Annotated in this window: 27 protein-coding genes; 24 read left to right on the top strand and 3 right to left on the bottom strand. The window is 68.9% G+C overall.

Annotated features, from left to right (window positions below; all coding sequences use genetic code 11):
* The 23 genes from IF09_RS0138985 to IF09_RS42280 form a co-directional block, all read left to right on the top strand.
* Positions 1-407, top strand: a 407-nt coding sequence (locus IF09_RS0138985; RefSeq protein WP_030304206.1) for a hypothetical protein, incomplete at its 5' end; no start/stop codon positions are given.
* Positions 408-515: 108 nt separating this feature from the next.
* Positions 516-767 (top strand): hypothetical protein, encoded by a 252-nt coding sequence (locus IF09_RS0138980; protein WP_030304203.1) that lies wholly within the window; start codon positions 516-518, stop codon positions 765-767.
* Positions 764-1,567: a hypothetical protein gene (locus IF09_RS0138975; RefSeq protein WP_030304200.1), complete on the top strand. Its 804-nt coding sequence runs from the start codon at positions 764-766 to the stop codon at positions 1,565-1,567. The genes IF09_RS0138980 and IF09_RS0138975 overlap by 4 nt, the downstream gene beginning before the upstream one ends.
* Positions 1,564-2,160: a hypothetical protein gene (locus tag IF09_RS41380; RefSeq protein WP_051833654.1), complete on the top strand. Its 597-nt coding sequence runs from the start codon at positions 1,564-1,566 to the stop codon at positions 2,158-2,160. Before IF09_RS0138975 ends, IF09_RS41380 begins: the two co-directional genes overlap by 4 nt.
* 71 nt (positions 2,161-2,231) lie before the next feature.
* On the top strand, positions 2,232-2,597 hold the full coding sequence (locus IF09_RS0138965) for a hypothetical protein (protein WP_030304196.1): 366 nt from the start codon (positions 2,232-2,234) through the stop codon (positions 2,595-2,597).
* Positions 2,594-2,866 carry a hypothetical protein gene (locus IF09_RS0138960; protein ID WP_030304194.1) on the top strand — a complete coding sequence of 91 codons (273 nt, stop codon included), beginning with the start codon at positions 2,594-2,596 and terminating at the stop codon, positions 2,864-2,866. Before IF09_RS0138965 ends, IF09_RS0138960 begins: the two co-directional genes overlap by 4 nt.
* Positions 2,863-3,657 (top strand): hypothetical protein, encoded by a 795-nt coding sequence (locus tag IF09_RS0138955; RefSeq protein ID WP_030304192.1) that lies wholly within the window; start codon positions 2,863-2,865, stop codon positions 3,655-3,657. Before IF09_RS0138960 ends, IF09_RS0138955 begins: the two co-directional genes overlap by 4 nt.
* Positions 3,654-4,064: a hypothetical protein gene (locus IF09_RS0138950; protein ID WP_030304190.1), complete on the top strand. Its 411-nt coding sequence runs from the start codon at positions 3,654-3,656 to the stop codon at positions 4,062-4,064. Before IF09_RS0138955 ends, IF09_RS0138950 begins: the two co-directional genes overlap by 4 nt.
* A 38-nt stretch (positions 4,065-4,102) precedes the next feature.
* Complete coding sequence (locus IF09_RS0138945) at positions 4,103-4,678, top strand: GIY-YIG nuclease family protein (protein ID WP_158710206.1); 576 nt, start codon at positions 4,103-4,105, stop codon at positions 4,676-4,678.
* A 46-nt stretch (positions 4,679-4,724) separates the two neighbouring features.
* Positions 4,725-5,705 (top strand): hypothetical protein, encoded by a 981-nt coding sequence (locus IF09_RS46180; protein WP_158710205.1) that lies wholly within the window; start codon positions 4,725-4,727, stop codon positions 5,703-5,705.
* A gap of 2 nt (positions 5,706-5,707) precedes the next feature.
* On the top strand, positions 5,708-6,451 hold the full coding sequence (locus tag IF09_RS0138930) for an ATP-binding protein (protein WP_030304186.1): 744 nt from the start codon (positions 5,708-5,710) through the stop codon (positions 6,449-6,451).
* Complete coding sequence (locus IF09_RS0138925; protein WP_030304185.1) at positions 6,448-6,762, top strand: hypothetical protein; 315 nt, start codon at positions 6,448-6,450, stop codon at positions 6,760-6,762. The genes IF09_RS0138930 and IF09_RS0138925 overlap by 4 nt, the downstream gene beginning before the upstream one ends.
* Positions 6,759-7,223 (top strand): DUF4326 domain-containing protein, encoded by a 465-nt coding sequence (locus tag IF09_RS41375; protein ID WP_037637204.1) that lies wholly within the window; start codon positions 6,759-6,761, stop codon positions 7,221-7,223. The genes IF09_RS0138925 and IF09_RS41375 overlap by 4 nt, the downstream gene beginning before the upstream one ends.
* Positions 7,220-7,546: a hypothetical protein gene (locus tag IF09_RS41370; RefSeq protein WP_037637202.1), complete on the top strand. Its 327-nt coding sequence runs from the start codon at positions 7,220-7,222 to the stop codon at positions 7,544-7,546. Before IF09_RS41375 ends, IF09_RS41370 begins: the two co-directional genes overlap by 4 nt.
* Positions 7,546-7,812 (top strand): hypothetical protein, encoded by a 267-nt coding sequence (locus tag IF09_RS0138910; protein ID WP_030304184.1) that lies wholly within the window; start codon positions 7,546-7,548, stop codon positions 7,810-7,812. The genes IF09_RS41370 and IF09_RS0138910 overlap by 1 nt, the downstream gene beginning before the upstream one ends.
* A 45-nt stretch (positions 7,813-7,857) precedes the next feature.
* Positions 7,858-8,247, top strand: coding sequence for a hypothetical protein (locus IF09_RS0138905; protein ID WP_030304182.1), 390 nt, complete (start codon positions 7,858-7,860; stop codon positions 8,245-8,247).
* A 68-nt stretch (positions 8,248-8,315) separates the two neighbouring features.
* Complete coding sequence (locus IF09_RS0138900; protein ID WP_063607481.1) at positions 8,316-8,744, top strand: DUF4326 domain-containing protein; 429 nt, start codon at positions 8,316-8,318, stop codon at positions 8,742-8,744.
* The gene (locus tag IF09_RS42285) at positions 8,741-9,094 is read left to right on the top strand and encodes a response regulator transcription factor (protein ID WP_051833652.1); all 354 of its coding nucleotides are present in this window, start codon (positions 8,741-8,743) and stop codon (positions 9,092-9,094) included. Before IF09_RS0138900 ends, IF09_RS42285 begins: the two co-directional genes overlap by 4 nt.
* 117 nt (positions 9,095-9,211) lie before the next feature.
* Positions 9,212-9,619 (top strand): hypothetical protein, encoded by a 408-nt coding sequence (locus IF09_RS0138890; protein ID WP_030304177.1) that lies wholly within the window; start codon positions 9,212-9,214, stop codon positions 9,617-9,619.
* A complete protein-coding gene (locus tag IF09_RS0138885) occupies positions 9,616-9,813 on the top strand; it encodes a hypothetical protein (protein ID WP_030304176.1) in 198 nt (65 codons plus the stop codon). The genes IF09_RS0138890 and IF09_RS0138885 overlap by 4 nt, the downstream gene beginning before the upstream one ends.
* Positions 9,813-10,130: a nucleoside triphosphate pyrophosphohydrolase gene (locus tag IF09_RS0138880; RefSeq protein WP_030304174.1), complete on the top strand. Its 318-nt coding sequence runs from the start codon at positions 9,813-9,815 to the stop codon at positions 10,128-10,130. Before IF09_RS0138885 ends, IF09_RS0138880 begins: the two co-directional genes overlap by 1 nt.
* Entirely contained in the window at positions 10,127-10,480 is a 354-nt protein-coding gene (locus IF09_RS0138875; RefSeq protein WP_030304173.1) for a hypothetical protein, read from the top strand. Before IF09_RS0138880 ends, IF09_RS0138875 begins: the two co-directional genes overlap by 4 nt.
* Before the next feature lie 31 nt (positions 10,481-10,511).
* Positions 10,512-11,141, top strand: coding sequence for a hypothetical protein (locus tag IF09_RS42280; RefSeq protein WP_051833651.1), 630 nt, complete (start codon positions 10,512-10,514; stop codon positions 11,139-11,141).
* 46 nt (positions 11,142-11,187) lie between these two features.
* Here the strand turns inward: IF09_RS42280 and IF09_RS42275 are convergent, their stop codons facing one another.
* The 3 genes from IF09_RS42275 to IF09_RS44265 form a co-directional block, all read right to left on the bottom strand.
* Positions 11,188-11,676 carry a GIY-YIG nuclease family protein gene (locus IF09_RS42275; RefSeq protein ID WP_030304170.1) on the bottom strand — a complete coding sequence of 163 codons (489 nt, stop codon included), beginning with the start codon at positions 11,674-11,676 and terminating at the stop codon, positions 11,188-11,190.
* Positions 11,673-12,131 carry a DUF6907 domain-containing protein gene (locus IF09_RS0138860; protein ID WP_030304169.1) on the bottom strand — a complete coding sequence of 153 codons (459 nt, stop codon included), beginning with the start codon at positions 12,129-12,131 and terminating at the stop codon, positions 11,673-11,675. The genes IF09_RS42275 and IF09_RS0138860 overlap by 4 nt, the downstream gene beginning before the upstream one ends.
* Positions 12,132-12,223: 92 nt before the next feature.
* Positions 12,224-12,847 (bottom strand): GIY-YIG nuclease family protein, encoded by a 624-nt coding sequence (locus IF09_RS44265; protein ID WP_158710204.1) that lies wholly within the window; start codon positions 12,845-12,847, stop codon positions 12,224-12,226.
* A 240-nt stretch (positions 12,848-13,087) separates the two neighbouring features.
* On the opposite strand from IF09_RS44265, the gene IF09_RS0138855 reads away from it, so the two are divergent.
* Positions 13,088-13,840, top strand: a complete 753-nt coding sequence (locus tag IF09_RS0138855; protein ID WP_030304168.1) for a GntR family transcriptional regulator — start codon at positions 13,088-13,090, stop codon at positions 13,838-13,840.
* Positions 13,841-13,928 lie beyond the last annotated feature (88 nt).

Genomic DNA, 13,928 nt, shown 5'->3' with positions numbered 1-13,928 from the left:
GCTGGTACGTCGGCCACCACTCCGGCCGCCACATCGCCGCCTGCACCGACGTCGACGACGCGAACTGGGTCGCCAACGAGATCGCCAACTTCACCGACTGGACCCGCACCGCCGACGAGCTCCGCACCGACGCCACGCTCGACCGGGCGGCGCTGAAGGAACTCATCAACGGCCGCACGCCGGGCGTCTTCCTCCATAACGATCCCGTGACCCCGCTGCCCACGACGTTCACTGAGGCCGACATCAAGCGGGTCGTCGAGCACTACGAGGGCGACGACACCGACGGCCTGGCGATCATCTCCGGCATGGCCATCAACGAGCCGTTCATGCACCTCGACACGGAGACCTTCAACGAGGCCTACGACCAGGTCATGCGACTCGTCCACCCCGAGCACTACGCCGCCTGACCCATCCCAGACCGGCCGTCGAGCGCGTTCCAGCGCTGCTCCGGCCACGGCCCCGCCTCCACCTCCCCCCCTGGGGGCGGGGCCGACCTATCCCTGAAACGAGGACCCATGAGCACCAACGCACCCACTATCCCCGCCGAGACCGCCCGTCACGTTCTCGCCCACTTCGGCCACGGCGGCGTCCTGCCCGGCCGGTTCGGCGTGCAGTTGATCACCCTGATCGCCAGCGCCGACCGGCAGACCACGGCCCGTCTCGCCGAGGTCTTCCCGGCCGAAGCCGAAGCGGTCCGCATGGCCCAGTACGACGAGGACGGCATCGCCAAGCTGCAGGCCATCGCGAACGGGCGGGCCGCAGCGTGATCGCCACCGGCAACGACGAGTACAGCGAGCAGCTCGCCGAGCAGATTGCGCAGTTCATCATCGACGCCGACCGGAATTCGGCCCGTTCTCTGCAGCGGTCCCTCGGCCCGAGCGAGGCCGGCGAACCCTGCGAGCGACAGCTGACGTACAAGATGCTCGGCGTCGCGGAGTCCAACACGGAGCGCGACCCGATCGCCGCGATCATCGGGACCGGCTTCCACATGTGGATGGCGCAGGCCTTCGAGCGCCGCCAGACGTCGATGACGGGCGGCGAGCCTCGCTACCTGATCGAAGAACGCGTCACCGTCCGGGACGACATGGCCGGCACGGCAGACCTGTACGACCGGGCGGCCGCGCTGAACAACGACTGGAAGCTCGTCGGCGTCAGCTCGCTGGATCGATACCGCCGCCAGGGCCCGGGCCCCAAGTACCGCGTGCAGGGCCACATCTACGGGATGGGCCAGGAGAACGCCGGCCGGAAGCCCGCACGGGTCGCAATCACCTTCATCGCCCGGCACCACGAACTCCAGGTCCACGTCTGGTCCGAGCCCTACGACCGGCAGATCGCAGTCGACGCACTTGCCCGCCTGGACCGCATCCGCGAACAGGCCACCGCGCTGGACCTGGCCGCGAACCCCGACAGCTGGGCGTTGATCCCGATCGCCGACGAACCGACGTGCGTCTGGTGTCCGTGGCTCAAGCCCGGCAGCGACGACCTCGCCCAGGGGTGTCCCGGCAAGCCCGACCCCAACCCCGGCGCTTCCTTCGAAGCCCTCATCGCCAAGGAGCCGACCCCGTGACCACACCCCACCAGCCGCCGAGCGCCGACGACCTCCTCATGGGCGGCGGCGGTCCCCCCTCAGCCAAATTCCCCGTCCTCGGCTACGAGAACGCTGGGCGCATCGTCGGCAAACCGACCGTCGAGCAGCAGCGCGACTACGACACCGACGAGCCCCTGTACTGGGCCGACGGCAAGCCGCGCTGGCAGATCGTCGTCACCCTCGCCACCGGAGAGCGCGACCCGGAGATCAGCGACGACGACGGCATCCGGCGCCTCTTCATCAAGGGTCAGATGAAAACCGCCGTCCAGGCCGCACTGAAGACGGCGAAGGCCGAGGGGCTGGAAGAGGGCGGGCACCTGACCGTCACGTACACGGCGGACGGCGCCCAGCCCAACCCGAAGAAGAACCCGCCGAAGCAGTACACCGCACGCTACGTCACTGCCGCCAACGCCGAGCTGATGGCTCCGGAGCCGGTCAAGCATCCCCCCGTGGCAGCGGCCGCGAGCGCACCGCAGTCCCCTGCAGCAACGCCCGCACTGAGCCCCGAACAGATCGCTGCCGTGCTCGCCCAGCTCGGGCTGGCGGCCCCCACGGTCCCGCCGCCGCTCTAGACCAACCCGGGCCGGCCGCCGGGAATGCGGCCGGCCCACCCCAGTGAACCGCACGTGAGAGGACCACCGCCATGACCCGTCGCCTCACCGTCGCCGAACGCCACGCCTCCGCCGCCAAGGACTTCCTCCTCGAGGAGATAGCCGAGCGGTCCTCTTGGGACCAGTTCCTCGTCGAGCAGGCCGTCCTCCACATCGGCACCCGCCACACCGAGTTCTCCGCCAACGACATCCGCGACCTGCTCCCGGAGCTCGGCCACGGTTTCCTCGGCGCCGCGATCAACAGCCTTCGCCTTGGAGGCCTGATCGAGCACACGGGCCGCGTGGTCCCGTCCTCCCTCGACAGCACGCACGCCCACCGGATCTCCGTCTGGCAGCTCACCGACAAGGCCCGCGGGATCGCTGCCGGCCGGGACGCCGCCAAGAGGGCCGCCGCATGACCGAGACCGAGGCCGTCGGCGCCTGCCTCGCCACCGCGATCGGCCTGATCTGGCTCGCCTCCAAAGCCCTCGACTGGTGGATCCGCCGCAACAGCCGCTTCCAGCGGACCGCCCGCAAGGCCGCCCGCACCGAAACCACCGTCGCCGAAGACGCAGCCGACCGCCGCAAGCAGCGGGAAGTCGCCCTCCTCGAAGCCTGGCTGCAGACCCCGTGCCATCCCCGCAACACCATCCCCCACCAGACCCGCCGGACGGAGGAAGACCAGTGACCGCCGAGACCGCCGCTTTTAAGGCAGCACGCAACCGACGCCAGGAACGCCGGCGGCAGGCCATCGCCGAGGGCCGCTGGCAGCCGTTCACCGACGCCAGCCCCGTCCGCGACTACATGGCCGACCTCCGCGGCCAGGGCGTAACCCTGAAGCGGATCGCAGAGCTGGGGAACGTTCCCTGGGGCACCGTCAGCGGCCTCACCTACGGGGCGAACGGGCACATTCCGCAGCGCGTCCGCACTGAGATCGCAAACGCCATCCTCGCCGTCCGGCCCACCTGGAAGGACGTCGCCGACGAGGCGTTCGTCCCCGGCGTCGGCACCGGACGTCGACTCCAGGCCCTCGTCGCCGTCGGCTGGCCGGCGCCCGTACTTGCCGCACGTCTCGACATGTTCGAGACGTACATGAACAAGATCCTCCGCGGCGAACGGCCCCGCATCACCGCCCGCCTCGCCCGCGCCGTCGCCGCCCTCTACGACGAACTGTGGAACCTCGAACCCCTTGAGCACGGCGTACTGCCCGCATCGAAGTCCCGCGCCCAGTCCCGGGCCCGAGGCCACCAGTGGAGCCTGCCCGCAGCCTGGGACGACGACCAGATCGACGACCCTGACGCCCTTCCGGCGGCTGTCGAAGACGTGCCCCGCTACATCGCGCTCGGCGAGGACTGCCTCGAGCTCGAGCGTCAGGGCCACAGTCGGGAGCAGATCGCCGCCCGGCTCGGTGTCACCCGCGACGGCCTCCAGCGTGCCCTGGCCCTGTACCGCAAGACCCAGATGGAGGCCGCGGCATGACCATCGCCGGAAACCGCGCAGGCGCCGCCCCTGCTGCCCGCCTCTACCCCTCCACCACCGTCACCTGCGACGGCGACCTCGACCTCATTGCCATCGAACGCGCCATCAACGCCGAGCCCACCCCGCTCACGGTCCCGGAAAAGATCCACGCCGCGCGCCTCTTGGACGAGCGCGGCTACGACTTCGCGACCATCGGCCGACTCGTCGCCTCCGACCCCGGAACCGTTTCGGACTGGAAGTCCCGCGGCTGGCCGGCCCCCAAGCCGGAGGCCGCACCGATCGACCTCGGCGGCCGGGACCACGGCAGCAATGGCTATTGCCTCGGCTGCCGGTGCCGCGACTGCAGGGAACCCGTCATCGCTGCACAGCGTGCCCGCCGAGCCCGCCGCCGCGCCGCCGCCGCCTAGCCGACCACCACCCGCACCAGCCAGAGAGAAGACGCCCCGTGGAACGCATCCCGGATCCGTTGGCAGGCTCGCTCGCTTCGACGCTCCAGCACATACGGCTCATCCAGGAGAAGGAAGCCCGACTCGCCGCCGCGCGGCACGAAGCCCTCGCGCAAGTCCTCCACCGGATCGGAACCGAGTACCGAACCGGATCGATCACCCAGCACCAGCTCTGCATCGCCCTCCTGGAGATCCGAAGCCTGGAGATGTCGGGGCGAATGACCGCCTGGGACGAGATCGTCGGCGTCTCCTGGAAGCGGCTCTCCCAGATCGCCAAGCACCTCCCCAACGGGCCTGAAGGCAGCTGGGTCGGCGAGCACCCCATTCCCGACGGCGCTCCACGACCGATCTACGGAGTCCCCGTCGTCTACGTCCTGTTCGACGACGCGAACGAGCCCTGCTACGTCGGCTCAACGGACAAGTTCAGCGCCCGGATGACCGCCCACCACAAGAACGGCAAGCGGTTCATCCGCTGGCAGGCGCATCCGTGCGACGACCGAGAGCACGCCTACCGCCTTGAGGACCGGCTCCTGAGAAGGCACAAGCCCTACCTCAACCAGAAGGCCAGCCGGTAGCTGCCGCACCTAGTCGTATCCGCATCAGTCAGAGAGAAGACGCCTCGTGAGGATCCGCCACAGCAGGCTGACGAAGGACTTCCTTCAGGTCCCCAACGCCACCGTGCGTGACGACCGCATGAGCCACATGGCCCGCGGCATCCTCGTCGAGCTCCTCAGCCGGCCCGACGGGTGGAAGACCACCTGCGACGACATGTGGCAGGCCTCGGTCGCCAAGCACGGCAAGGACAGCCCCGGCCGCCGCCAGTTCCGCGCCGCCTTCGCCGAGCTGAAGAAGTACGGCTACCTGCAGTCCGAACGCGAGCTCCTTGAGGGCGGCCTGCACGCCACCGTGCTCGTCGTGCAGGACGTTTCCGCAGCTCAGCCCGACGTACCACATGCCGGTACGTCGGTCCCACCTGCACAAACGCAAGAAACCGCAGGTCAGTCCGACGTACCACACGGTGGTACGTCGGAGGGCGCCACCGACGTACCAGACGCTGGTACGTCGGAGCGACCTGCGGAAACAGGCATCGACGCAGCTCAGCCCGACGTACCACCTACTGGCACGTCGGTCCCACCTGCGGAAACAGGCATCCGCGCAGCTCACTCCGACGTACCACACGGTGGTACGTCTAAAGAAGAACACTGGGAGAAGAAAACGGGGTTGAAGAACACTTCTTCCTCCGTCGCCGTGATCGGCAGCCAACAAGCCGACGAGGATCATCTCTCCGCCTTCGGTGCCTTCTGGAGCAACTACCCCAAGAAGATCCACATGGCTAAGGCCAAGACCGAGTGGATCGCTGCCATCCGCCGCGGAGTCGAGCCCGCCCTCATGGTCTCCAAGGCGCAGTCCTACGCCCGAGAAGTTGCCGGCAAGGACCAGCAGTACACGAGCTACCCGGCCAACTGGCTCGCCAACGAGCGCTACCACGACGAATACCCCGAGCCTGCGCCCGACGGCCGGCCCGACCTCCACGTCGTCGACAGCCGCAAGCACCAGCCATTCCGGCTCAACCCGAACGCCAACTACGCGAACGGATTCTGACCATGCCCGAACCCAGTCCCGCGTTCGGCGGCAACCTCACCGCCCGACTCCAACGAGCCCTTGCCGCCCGCGGCCTCGACCACGTCGAGCCCGGCCCGATCGACGACGCCCCCGCCGAAGACGAGCCCGGCCACCCGGAGTACCACCGCAAGCGCCGTGCCAACTGGGCACTCACTCGCTGGGAGTCGGCCACCCCGTACCGGTACCAGAACGCCAGCTGCACCCACCCCGACCTCCAGGCCTGGGCCGACCGGGTCGCGGTCGATCCCCGCTCCGCCGGCTTCGTGCTGCTGACCGGATCGTTCGGCACCGGAAAGACCCACCAGTCCTACGGCGCCCTGCGCCGCATCGCCGAAGCCGGGCCCGAGCGCTACGAGGTCATCGCGATCACCGCCCCAGACATGTACGCCCTGATGCGACCTGGCGGCAGCGAGCGCGGCACCGAGTACGAGGTGAAGCGGTTGAAGAAGATCCCGCTGCTTCTGATCGACGACCTCGGCACCGAGAAGATCAGCGAGTTCACCGAGGAAGCGACGTACCGGCTCCTGAACGAGCGCTACAACGAATCCTTGCCGACGCTGATCACCAGCAACTTGCCCGCCCTTTCCGCCGTGGACAGGAACGGTGTCAAGCAGGGCCCCGACCTCACCGACAAGCTCGGGGAGCGAATTGCGGACAGGCTCCGCGAGATCACCCACATCGTTCCGATGGAAGGCCCGAGCCGGCGTCGGCGAGGTGCGGCATGACCGACCGCCCCCGCTCCGCCCCGATGCCCGCCAGCCTCCGCCAGGGCCGCCCGCCCCGGCATCCCGCGCTCGCCGTCCGCTGCCCGCACTGCGCCGCCGCCCCCGACATGCGCTGCACCACCCGCACCGGCCGGACCCGCGTACAACGCCTCGCCCCCTGCGCAGCCCGCCTCGAAGCCCACGCCATCGCCACCGCCGTCTGCACCACCTGCCAGGTCGCCCCCGGCACCGAATGCCGCACCCCCGACGGCCGACCCCTCGGAGACATCCACCCCGCCCGCCGTATCGAAGCCGGAGGAAACGCCGCATGAACCTCACCCCGTGCCGCATCCACCGCCCGCCCGTCCGGGGTTGGCGCCCGCCCCCGAACACGATCTATGTCGGCCCCGGCAGCGAGTACGCCACCCCCTGGCGCTGGCGGACCACCAGCGCACTCGCCCGAGTCCCCGCCCTCGACGGCAGCCCCTGGGAGCTGGAGACCCGCATCAGCGCCGACGGCCACCACCACCCGTACAAGCACGCCGACGGCCGGATCACCAGCCACACCAGCCGGTACATGACCCGCCGCGAGTGCGTCGACCTGTACCGCAAGGCCCTCACCGAGCCCACCGCCCGGCTCTTCGTCTGGAGGCAGGGAATGCCTCGGCTCACAGCTGAAGCCGTTCGGGCCGAACTCGCCGGCTACGACCTCGCCTGCCGGTGCGCCCTCGGTCAGCTCTGCCACGCCGACGTACTGCTCGAGGTGGCCAATGGCATCGAGGGCGACCGGTGAGCGCCCTTGAGCGGGTCCTTGCCGAGGAGTGGCCCGACGGCAGCTTCGGCGGCCCCCGACCCCGCACCGCCAACCCGTACACCCCCCGCGCCTCCTGCTCCTGGTGCGGGCAGTCCCGAGCCCTCAACGCCGACGGCACCCTCCGTGTCCACCGGATCCCCGGCGACCCGGACCGCACCCCCTGCCTCGGTGGCGGCCGGCGCCCCACCGCCCGGCTCCGAACCTCGGCCACCAGCCCTGCCGCTGCTGCCCGGCACTACGCCGACCTCGCCGCCGCCATCCGCCAACCGGCAAACCGCCGACCCGCCCGAAAGGTTGCCTGATGACCGAGCTGCCCGCCCGCACCGCCGCCTACAACGCCTTCCACGAGGCCGGCCTGAACCGCTACGAGGCCAACCTCTTGCTCAACAACCACGCCTGGGAAGCGGTGGCCCCCGTCATGCAGATCGTCACCGACTACGTCATCGAGTCCAACGACGTCGGCGGCATCGACTGCAACGACCTCGCCGACCGACTCCGCACCGCCGGCTACCCGCTCGTCGGCGACGAAGACCACGACGCACCCGAGGACGACGACCCCGCTGCCTGACCTGCAGCCCGAGACGACACCCGCCCCAAGCATCGGAGGAACCCCATGTCGTACCCCGAACTCCTCACCCCGAAAGAGAAGCTCACCAGCGCCAAGACCAGCCTCGGCATCCCCGAGATCATCTGCATCTGCGGCAGCACCCGCTTCATGGACGCGATGGCCGACAAGGACCGTGAGCTCACCTGGAGCGGCTACATCGTCGTCCGGCCCGGCGTCGACATGAAGTCCCCGCACCCGTCGTGGTCTGACCCCGAAGTCGCGGAAGCCGGCAAGGCCAACCTGGACGACCTGCACCGGGCCAAGATCCGCCTCGCGGATTCGGTCCTCGTCGTCGGCGACTACATCGGCGACTCCACCCGCGCCGAGATCGCCTACGCCCGGTCCCTCGGCAAGCCGGTGCAGTTCACGCACCCCGAGGTCGACCCCACCCCGTGACGTGGACGGCCGCCTCCGGGGCTATCGGAGGCGGCCACCCCGATCATCCACCACCCAAGGAGACCGTGATGCCGAACCGAATCCAGCGCCGCCGGACCAAGGGCTGGCGCAAGCCCGACAACGCCGTGATCGTCAGCAGGCCTAGCCGCTTCGGAAGCCCATCAAAGATCGCCACCTTGCAGGAGATGGGCTACCACGACCCGCATGCCGCAGCCGTCGAGTTCTTCGAGCAGTGGCTCCGAGGCGGGCGGTTCGGCTGGGCCACCGACGAGGGCGACGCTCGCCGTGAGCAGATCCTGGCCGCGCTTCCGACGCTCCGCGGCAAAGACCTTGCCTGCACCTGCCGGCTCGACCAGGTCTGCCACGCCGACGTCCTGCTCCGCTGGGCCGCCACGCCGCAGGAGGAACTCGCCGAGCGCATCGAGCGGATCCGGGTACGGGTTGACTTCCAGCGGGTCAACGACGGCTACGAGCCGATGTACGGCGGCGAGTCGTGAGGGCCGCACGCTTCGGGCTCCCTCTCGTCGATCGCGAGGTCGAGGTTCTCCGCGGGATCTCGGAGGGCGGCAGCTACCAGGAAATCGCCGCCGAGCTGGTTCTGGCCCACGCCTCGGTGAAGAACTACGCAGCCAGCGCGATCAAGAAGTTGGGTGCGAGGAGCCAGGCTCACGCCGTCTTCCTCGCCTGCCGGGCTGGCCTCCTCGACGGTCGGCCTCAACGCCACGGGGATCACGCCGGGTACGAGGCGCACCGGAAGCGCGGCGAGGACCCGAAGGACTGCCCGCACGGCTGCTGGGCCGGGGAGCAGGCCCACAAGGCGGCCATGAGGGCCCGCCAGAAGCCCTGATCGCCTCTCTCCGCCCCGAACGTGGTTCCAGCGACCCCTCGCGAGGCTGGAGCCCTCCACGCAGCCTCACAGCCCCGTACAGCCCCGCCGCCCCGACCCGACACCCGGAGGAACCCCATGACCCCCGCCGAAGAACTCCGAGCCGCAGCCGAGACGCTGCGCCAGCTTGCCGCTGACGCAACCGCTGGCCCCTGGCGGCAGCACGACACCCATCTCGATCTGGGCGGCCACACAGCAACCGTCCTCACCGACCGCGACGACATCAACCAGACCGAGCTCGTCGCATGGGTTCCGACCTGGAGCCACCAGCCGTGGGACACCGCGCGCAACGCCTGGAACAACGCCGCGTACATGGCCGCCATGCACCCCGGCGTCGGGGCCGCGCTCGCCACCCTCCTGGAACGGCAGGCGAAACAGGCTGCCGAGATCGAGCAGTACCTCGGCGACCAGTTCCAGGAGGGCGCCCTCGACCAGGACATGCACGATGCCCTCGCCGTGGCCCGCGCGATCAACGGCCAGCCGTGACCGGCCAGCTGGAGTTGTGGTCGCCCGGCTGGGTGGCGGAGCCCTGCGGCGGCAGCGACCCGGATGAGCAGGCGCACCTCGACCTCCACGCCCCGCGGACGATCCCCGGCGACCACGGCCGACCCGCCAGCCGCGGCACGTACAGCCGACTCCGCCGCATCCACACGATCAAGATCAAGGGAGACCTGCTCTGATGCCCAGCAAGTTGATCCGCGACCGGATCCCCGTCATCGCCGAGGCCGCCGGCCAGAAGCTCGAGGTCCGGAAGATCCGCCCGCACGAATGGGACGGCCTCCTCCGCGCCAAGGTCGGCGAAGAGGCCGCCGAAGTCCAGGCCGCCAGCAAGGAAGAGCTCCTTGACGAGATCGCCGACCTTGTTGAGGTAGCCGCCGTCCTCGCCCGCCACCACGGCTGGACCGAATACGACGTGCTGCAAGCCCGGGTGCGGAAGACCAGGGAGCGCGGCAGCTTCTGGTGCGGCTACGTCCTCACCACCGAGGAGCAGTCATGACCGACCAGCCGACCGTTCGCGACCAGGCCCTGGCCGCCGCCAAGCAGGCCCTCCAGGGCCGGTACTGGCTGCCGACCGACGGGCAGGTTATCGCCGTCGACGCCGTCGCAGCCGTGTACGAAGCCGACCTCGCCGCCCGCCTCGAGCGGATCCTCGCCGACGCCGACCACCACCGTGTGGGCGCCGCCCAGTCCGCGAAGAAGCACCCCGACGTGCCGGAACTGGCCGCCAGCCACGACGGCATGGCGGCCGGCGCGTACATCACCGCCGCCCACGTCGCCCGCGGCAACCCCCAGCTCGTCGCCCGGCTCAAGCAGCGGATCGACCAGCCGCAGCAGCCCACCGCCTGAGACCCGCCCGCGCCACCCGCCAGGAGAGACCGTGAACGAGTCCCCGAACTGCACCGTCTGCGACCGTGAACTCTGGGAAGACGAGGCTGGACGGTACGCCTGCAAACCGTGCCAGCGCCGCCTCGACGACCGGCTCGCCGCGATAGCCGGGCCCTGCGGCCTGTACGCCCGCCTCTGCCTCCGCATGGAGCCCGCCGGCCGGGCCATGGGCGAGTCGGTGTCCGGCAGCAGCAGCCCGTCCATCCCCGCCAACCTGCTCGTCCTCGACCTCACCGCGGCTGGCGGCATCATCGGCACGTTGGAAGCCTGGGTAGAGGACTGGTCCGGCTACGGGCTCGCCACCCGCGGCACCGGCGGTCGGCTCCAGCACCGCATCGACCAAGCGGTCGCCACCCTCCGCCTCAACCTGCCGCGGGCCGTCGAACGGCATCCTGCGCTTGACGAATTTGCGCGAGAGGTTGACGGCATTCACCGAACGTGCAGCGCACTTGTCGACGGCGGACGCGAACCGGTCAAGGCGGCTGCGACCTGCCGGGCCTGCGGCAAGCCGTTCCGGTTCGGCCTCTTCGACAAGGGCGGCGCCGACTGCCCCCGCTGCGACCACCACCACACCCGGGCACAGCTCCTCCAACCCGAGCAGGCGGACGCGTCCGCGGCATGAAGAGGCCCCCGACCTGCAGAGGTCGGGGGCATTCTTGCGTCTGAGGTCAGGCGAGACTGCTCAAGCCTCCGCCGTTGGTAAGTCTCCGAGAGAGGGCCAGAACTTCGTCCGTTGTGGTCCCGAGCTCCCGCCTGATCGCCTCCGCGTCCAGGCCTTCGGAGGCGGCGCGCTCTACCGCGACGGCCAGTCGATCGAGAGATCGTCGATGCTCTGACGCAGCACGTCGCAGGCGAGTCTCGGCAGTCGGGCCGCGGTTCCCCTGATAGGGGAATGTGATCTCCGCGTCAGTCGCCTTGTCGTTGTGCAGCGGGGACTCCAGCTGGATCGCCTCCCGTTCCGCGGCCAGCGCTTCTCCGCGATTCGGGTACCACGTCACTGACGCTGTGGTGACGGCCGACCACCAGAGTTTTTCGCGAGCATGCTGCTCCCAACGGCTGGGAGCGTCGGCCGTCGAGCCCACGTACAGCAGCTGACCTTCGGCATCGTGGAGTCGGTACACGGCCGTGGCGCGCTGGGGATCGATCTTTCCGGTCATGCGGTCGGACCGTAGCCGTGCTGGGCGCGGATGGCGACCAGCCGGGCATGCGTCGAACGCAGGGTCTGAACCCGCTGTTCCAGCGTGCTGATGACGGTGGCCAGCCCGTCGGGGTCCAGGCCGTCCATCCAATGGTCGTCGACTACCTCGACGACTGCATGCGGCACCCGCTCGGCTGGCACGCGCGAGAACGGGATCATGCTCAGCTTCACGCCGAGGACGCGGAAGTCCTCGGCGTACCCGCTCGTGTTCACTGGCATGTGGACGTCGGCGGCGAGCACCTCACACCAGATGTCCTCCGGGAACGTCGGCGTCCGCATGTCCCCCGAGTGGTCCGACTCGCAGCCCGGCATGCAGGTGGCGATACGAGCCTTGCCTGTGACGCGGTCCACGAAGGCCCACTGACGCGAGGACGTCGGCACGGGGACGACAGGACGGTCATCCAGTACAGTCATGGTTGAGCTCCTCTTCTGGGATGAGCTACTGATCAGCGAGGTGATGACTCGCTGGTTGAACAGGCCGGGCGGGTGATGACCGCCCGGCCGTTCTATTGGGCAGTTGCCGCCTTGCCGTACTTGGGCCGGCTACCAAGTGAGAGTTGATGTGCGCGCTGCCCGGAGAAGCCAAGCTCTGCGCCGACCTCCTGCCAGGTACGCCCTTCGGCTTTGAGGCCCGCGACAATTTGCTGCTGAGCTTCAAGGAAGGTTTGCTTTAGTTCCTCCTCGACCTGGCCCGCGCGTTCGAACCGCTGAACTGGGTCTTTGATGGCATGCAGTTCGGTGATCACTCGTTCCAATGCTTCGACCACTTCGGGTCGGGGCGTGAACGATGGGCGCTGAACTGGGACGACCTTCGGTCGCGCCTTGGCCGGCTTGCGTTTCTGGAGACTGAGCTTCGGACGATCCCACGGTTGACTTTCTACGGCCCAGGCGACCATTGCCACGGGGTCAGCTTGGAACGTGAACCACTCTCCATGGGAACGAAGGCCGGAAAACTGGCGGTGCAGATTCGTCTCCAGATCATGGCCCCCGGGATGGGTCCACAGCACCTCGAGTGGCACCGGGGACATGCGCTGAATGTCGGCCAGGCGCTTAGCCAAGCGGGTTGTGCGGCCGATCTTTACGACCGTGCTGGTCGGCGTGCCGATTACGTACACGACCTCGTCGCTCACGCTTCTCCTTGAGCTGCGCTGCTCCCACGCGGTGTTCCACGTGGACGTTGTGCGTACAGTTGTCCCGAGGGCAGGCAGGCATAGCCCGCTGGCATGCATCTTGCAGGTCAGTGGCTGTGAGTACCTGTGGAACTACTGGAATAGACGGTCCCTAACTTCCACGTGGAAGTCAAGCCGTTCGGTGGTTCCGCCGGGCCAGCGCCTCGACTGCCCACGAGAGCGACCCCGCCGGGAGGTGTCTTGACCAGCAAGAAGCGCGACGTCGGATATGAAGCGATCGCCGATGAGCTCCGCGCACGAATCGAGAGCGGCGAACTGCCACCCGGCGAGAAGGTCCCCGGCGAGAAGGAGCTGATGGCGATTCACGGCGTCAGCCGCGACACCGCCTGGAAGGCGCTTCAGGTGCTGCGCGACGAGGGGCTGACACATAGCAGCCAGGGGGCGCCGACGAAGGTGCGGAAATTCGAGCGCATCCGCCGCGACGCGAACGCCCGCCTGTCTGCAGAGGTCTGGGGGGCCGGCCGATCCATGTGGAGCGTCGACATCGTCGACAAGAAGCCCGTACCCCTCGACGTACAGGTGCACCGCCTGGACGCTGACGCGCGCGTGGCGGCCATGCTTGGCATGGAAGCTGGCCAGCCGGTCTGGATGCGCAGCCGCCGCTACGCCGTCGACGGCAAGCCCGTCCTCAAGGCGATCTCGTACATCCCGGCTGACATCGCCGATGGCACGGCGATTGCGCAGGAAGACACGGGACCAGGCGGACTGTACGCACGGCTGAAGGACCTTGGACATGCGCCGAAGGTCTTCCGTGAAGAGGTGCGGTCCAGAATGCCGAGCAAGGAGGAGAAGGAGCTCCTGAAGATCGCTCGCGGTACTCCGGTCATCCAGATCCACCGCTTCGCAGCCGAGGAGGGTGGTCGCGTCGTCGAGGTCAACGAGATGGTCCTCGACTCCGCCAGCTACGTTCTGGATTACGTAATCCCCGCCTGACCTGCAATGGCGCGGCCCCCACCCATTCGGGTGGGGGCCTTTTCGTGTTTCCGGTGCGAGTCCCCGTTGACTTCCACGTGGAAGTTGC

It is taken from the genome of Streptomyces katrae, from assembly GCF_000717655.1.
Classification (GTDB): Bacteria; Actinomycetota; Actinomycetes; order Streptomycetales; family Streptomycetaceae; genus Streptomyces; species Streptomyces katrae_B.
The sequence above is the reverse complement of the archived record's forward strand: the minus strand, read 5'-3'. Positions and strand labels throughout refer to the sequence as shown.

Coding starts and splice junctions, on each gene's coding strand:
- IF09_RS0138980 (WP_030304203.1), top strand. CDS start 516: ATGAGCACCAACGCACCCACTATCCCCGCCGAGACCGCCCGTCACGTT.
- IF09_RS0138965 (WP_030304196.1), top strand. CDS start 2,232: ATGACCCGTCGCCTCACCGTCGCCGAACGCCACGCCTCCGCCGCCAAG.
- IF09_RS0138960 (WP_030304194.1), top strand. CDS start 2,594: ATGACCGAGACCGAGGCCGTCGGCGCCTGCCTCGCCACCGCGATCGGC.
- IF09_RS0138950 (WP_030304190.1), top strand. CDS start 3,654: ATGACCATCGCCGGAAACCGCGCAGGCGCCGCCCCTGCTGCCCGCCTC.
- IF09_RS0138930 (WP_030304186.1), top strand. CDS start 5,708: ATGCCCGAACCCAGTCCCGCGTTCGGCGGCAACCTCACCGCCCGACTC.
- IF09_RS0138925 (WP_030304185.1), top strand. CDS start 6,448: ATGACCGACCGCCCCCGCTCCGCCCCGATGCCCGCCAGCCTCCGCCAG.
- IF09_RS41375 (WP_037637204.1), top strand. CDS start 6,759: ATGAACCTCACCCCGTGCCGCATCCACCGCCCGCCCGTCCGGGGTTGG.
- IF09_RS0138910 (WP_030304184.1), top strand. CDS start 7,546: ATGACCGAGCTGCCCGCCCGCACCGCCGCCTACAACGCCTTCCACGAG.
- IF09_RS0138905 (WP_030304182.1), top strand. CDS start 7,858: ATGTCGTACCCCGAACTCCTCACCCCGAAAGAGAAGCTCACCAGCGCC.
- IF09_RS0138900 (WP_063607481.1), top strand. CDS start 8,316: ATGCCGAACCGAATCCAGCGCCGCCGGACCAAGGGCTGGCGCAAGCCC.
- IF09_RS0138890 (WP_030304177.1), top strand. CDS start 9,212: ATGACCCCCGCCGAAGAACTCCGAGCCGCAGCCGAGACGCTGCGCCAG.
- IF09_RS0138880 (WP_030304174.1), top strand. CDS start 9,813: ATGCCCAGCAAGTTGATCCGCGACCGGATCCCCGTCATCGCCGAGGCC.
- IF09_RS0138875 (WP_030304173.1), top strand. CDS start 10,127: ATGACCGACCAGCCGACCGTTCGCGACCAGGCCCTGGCCGCCGCCAAG.
- IF09_RS42275 (WP_030304170.1), bottom strand. CDS start 11,676: ATGACCGGAAAGATCGATCCCCAGCGCGCCACGGCCGTGTACCGACTC.
- IF09_RS0138860 (WP_030304169.1), bottom strand. CDS start 12,131: ATGACTGTACTGGATGACCGTCCTGTCGTCCCCGTGCCGACGTCCTCG.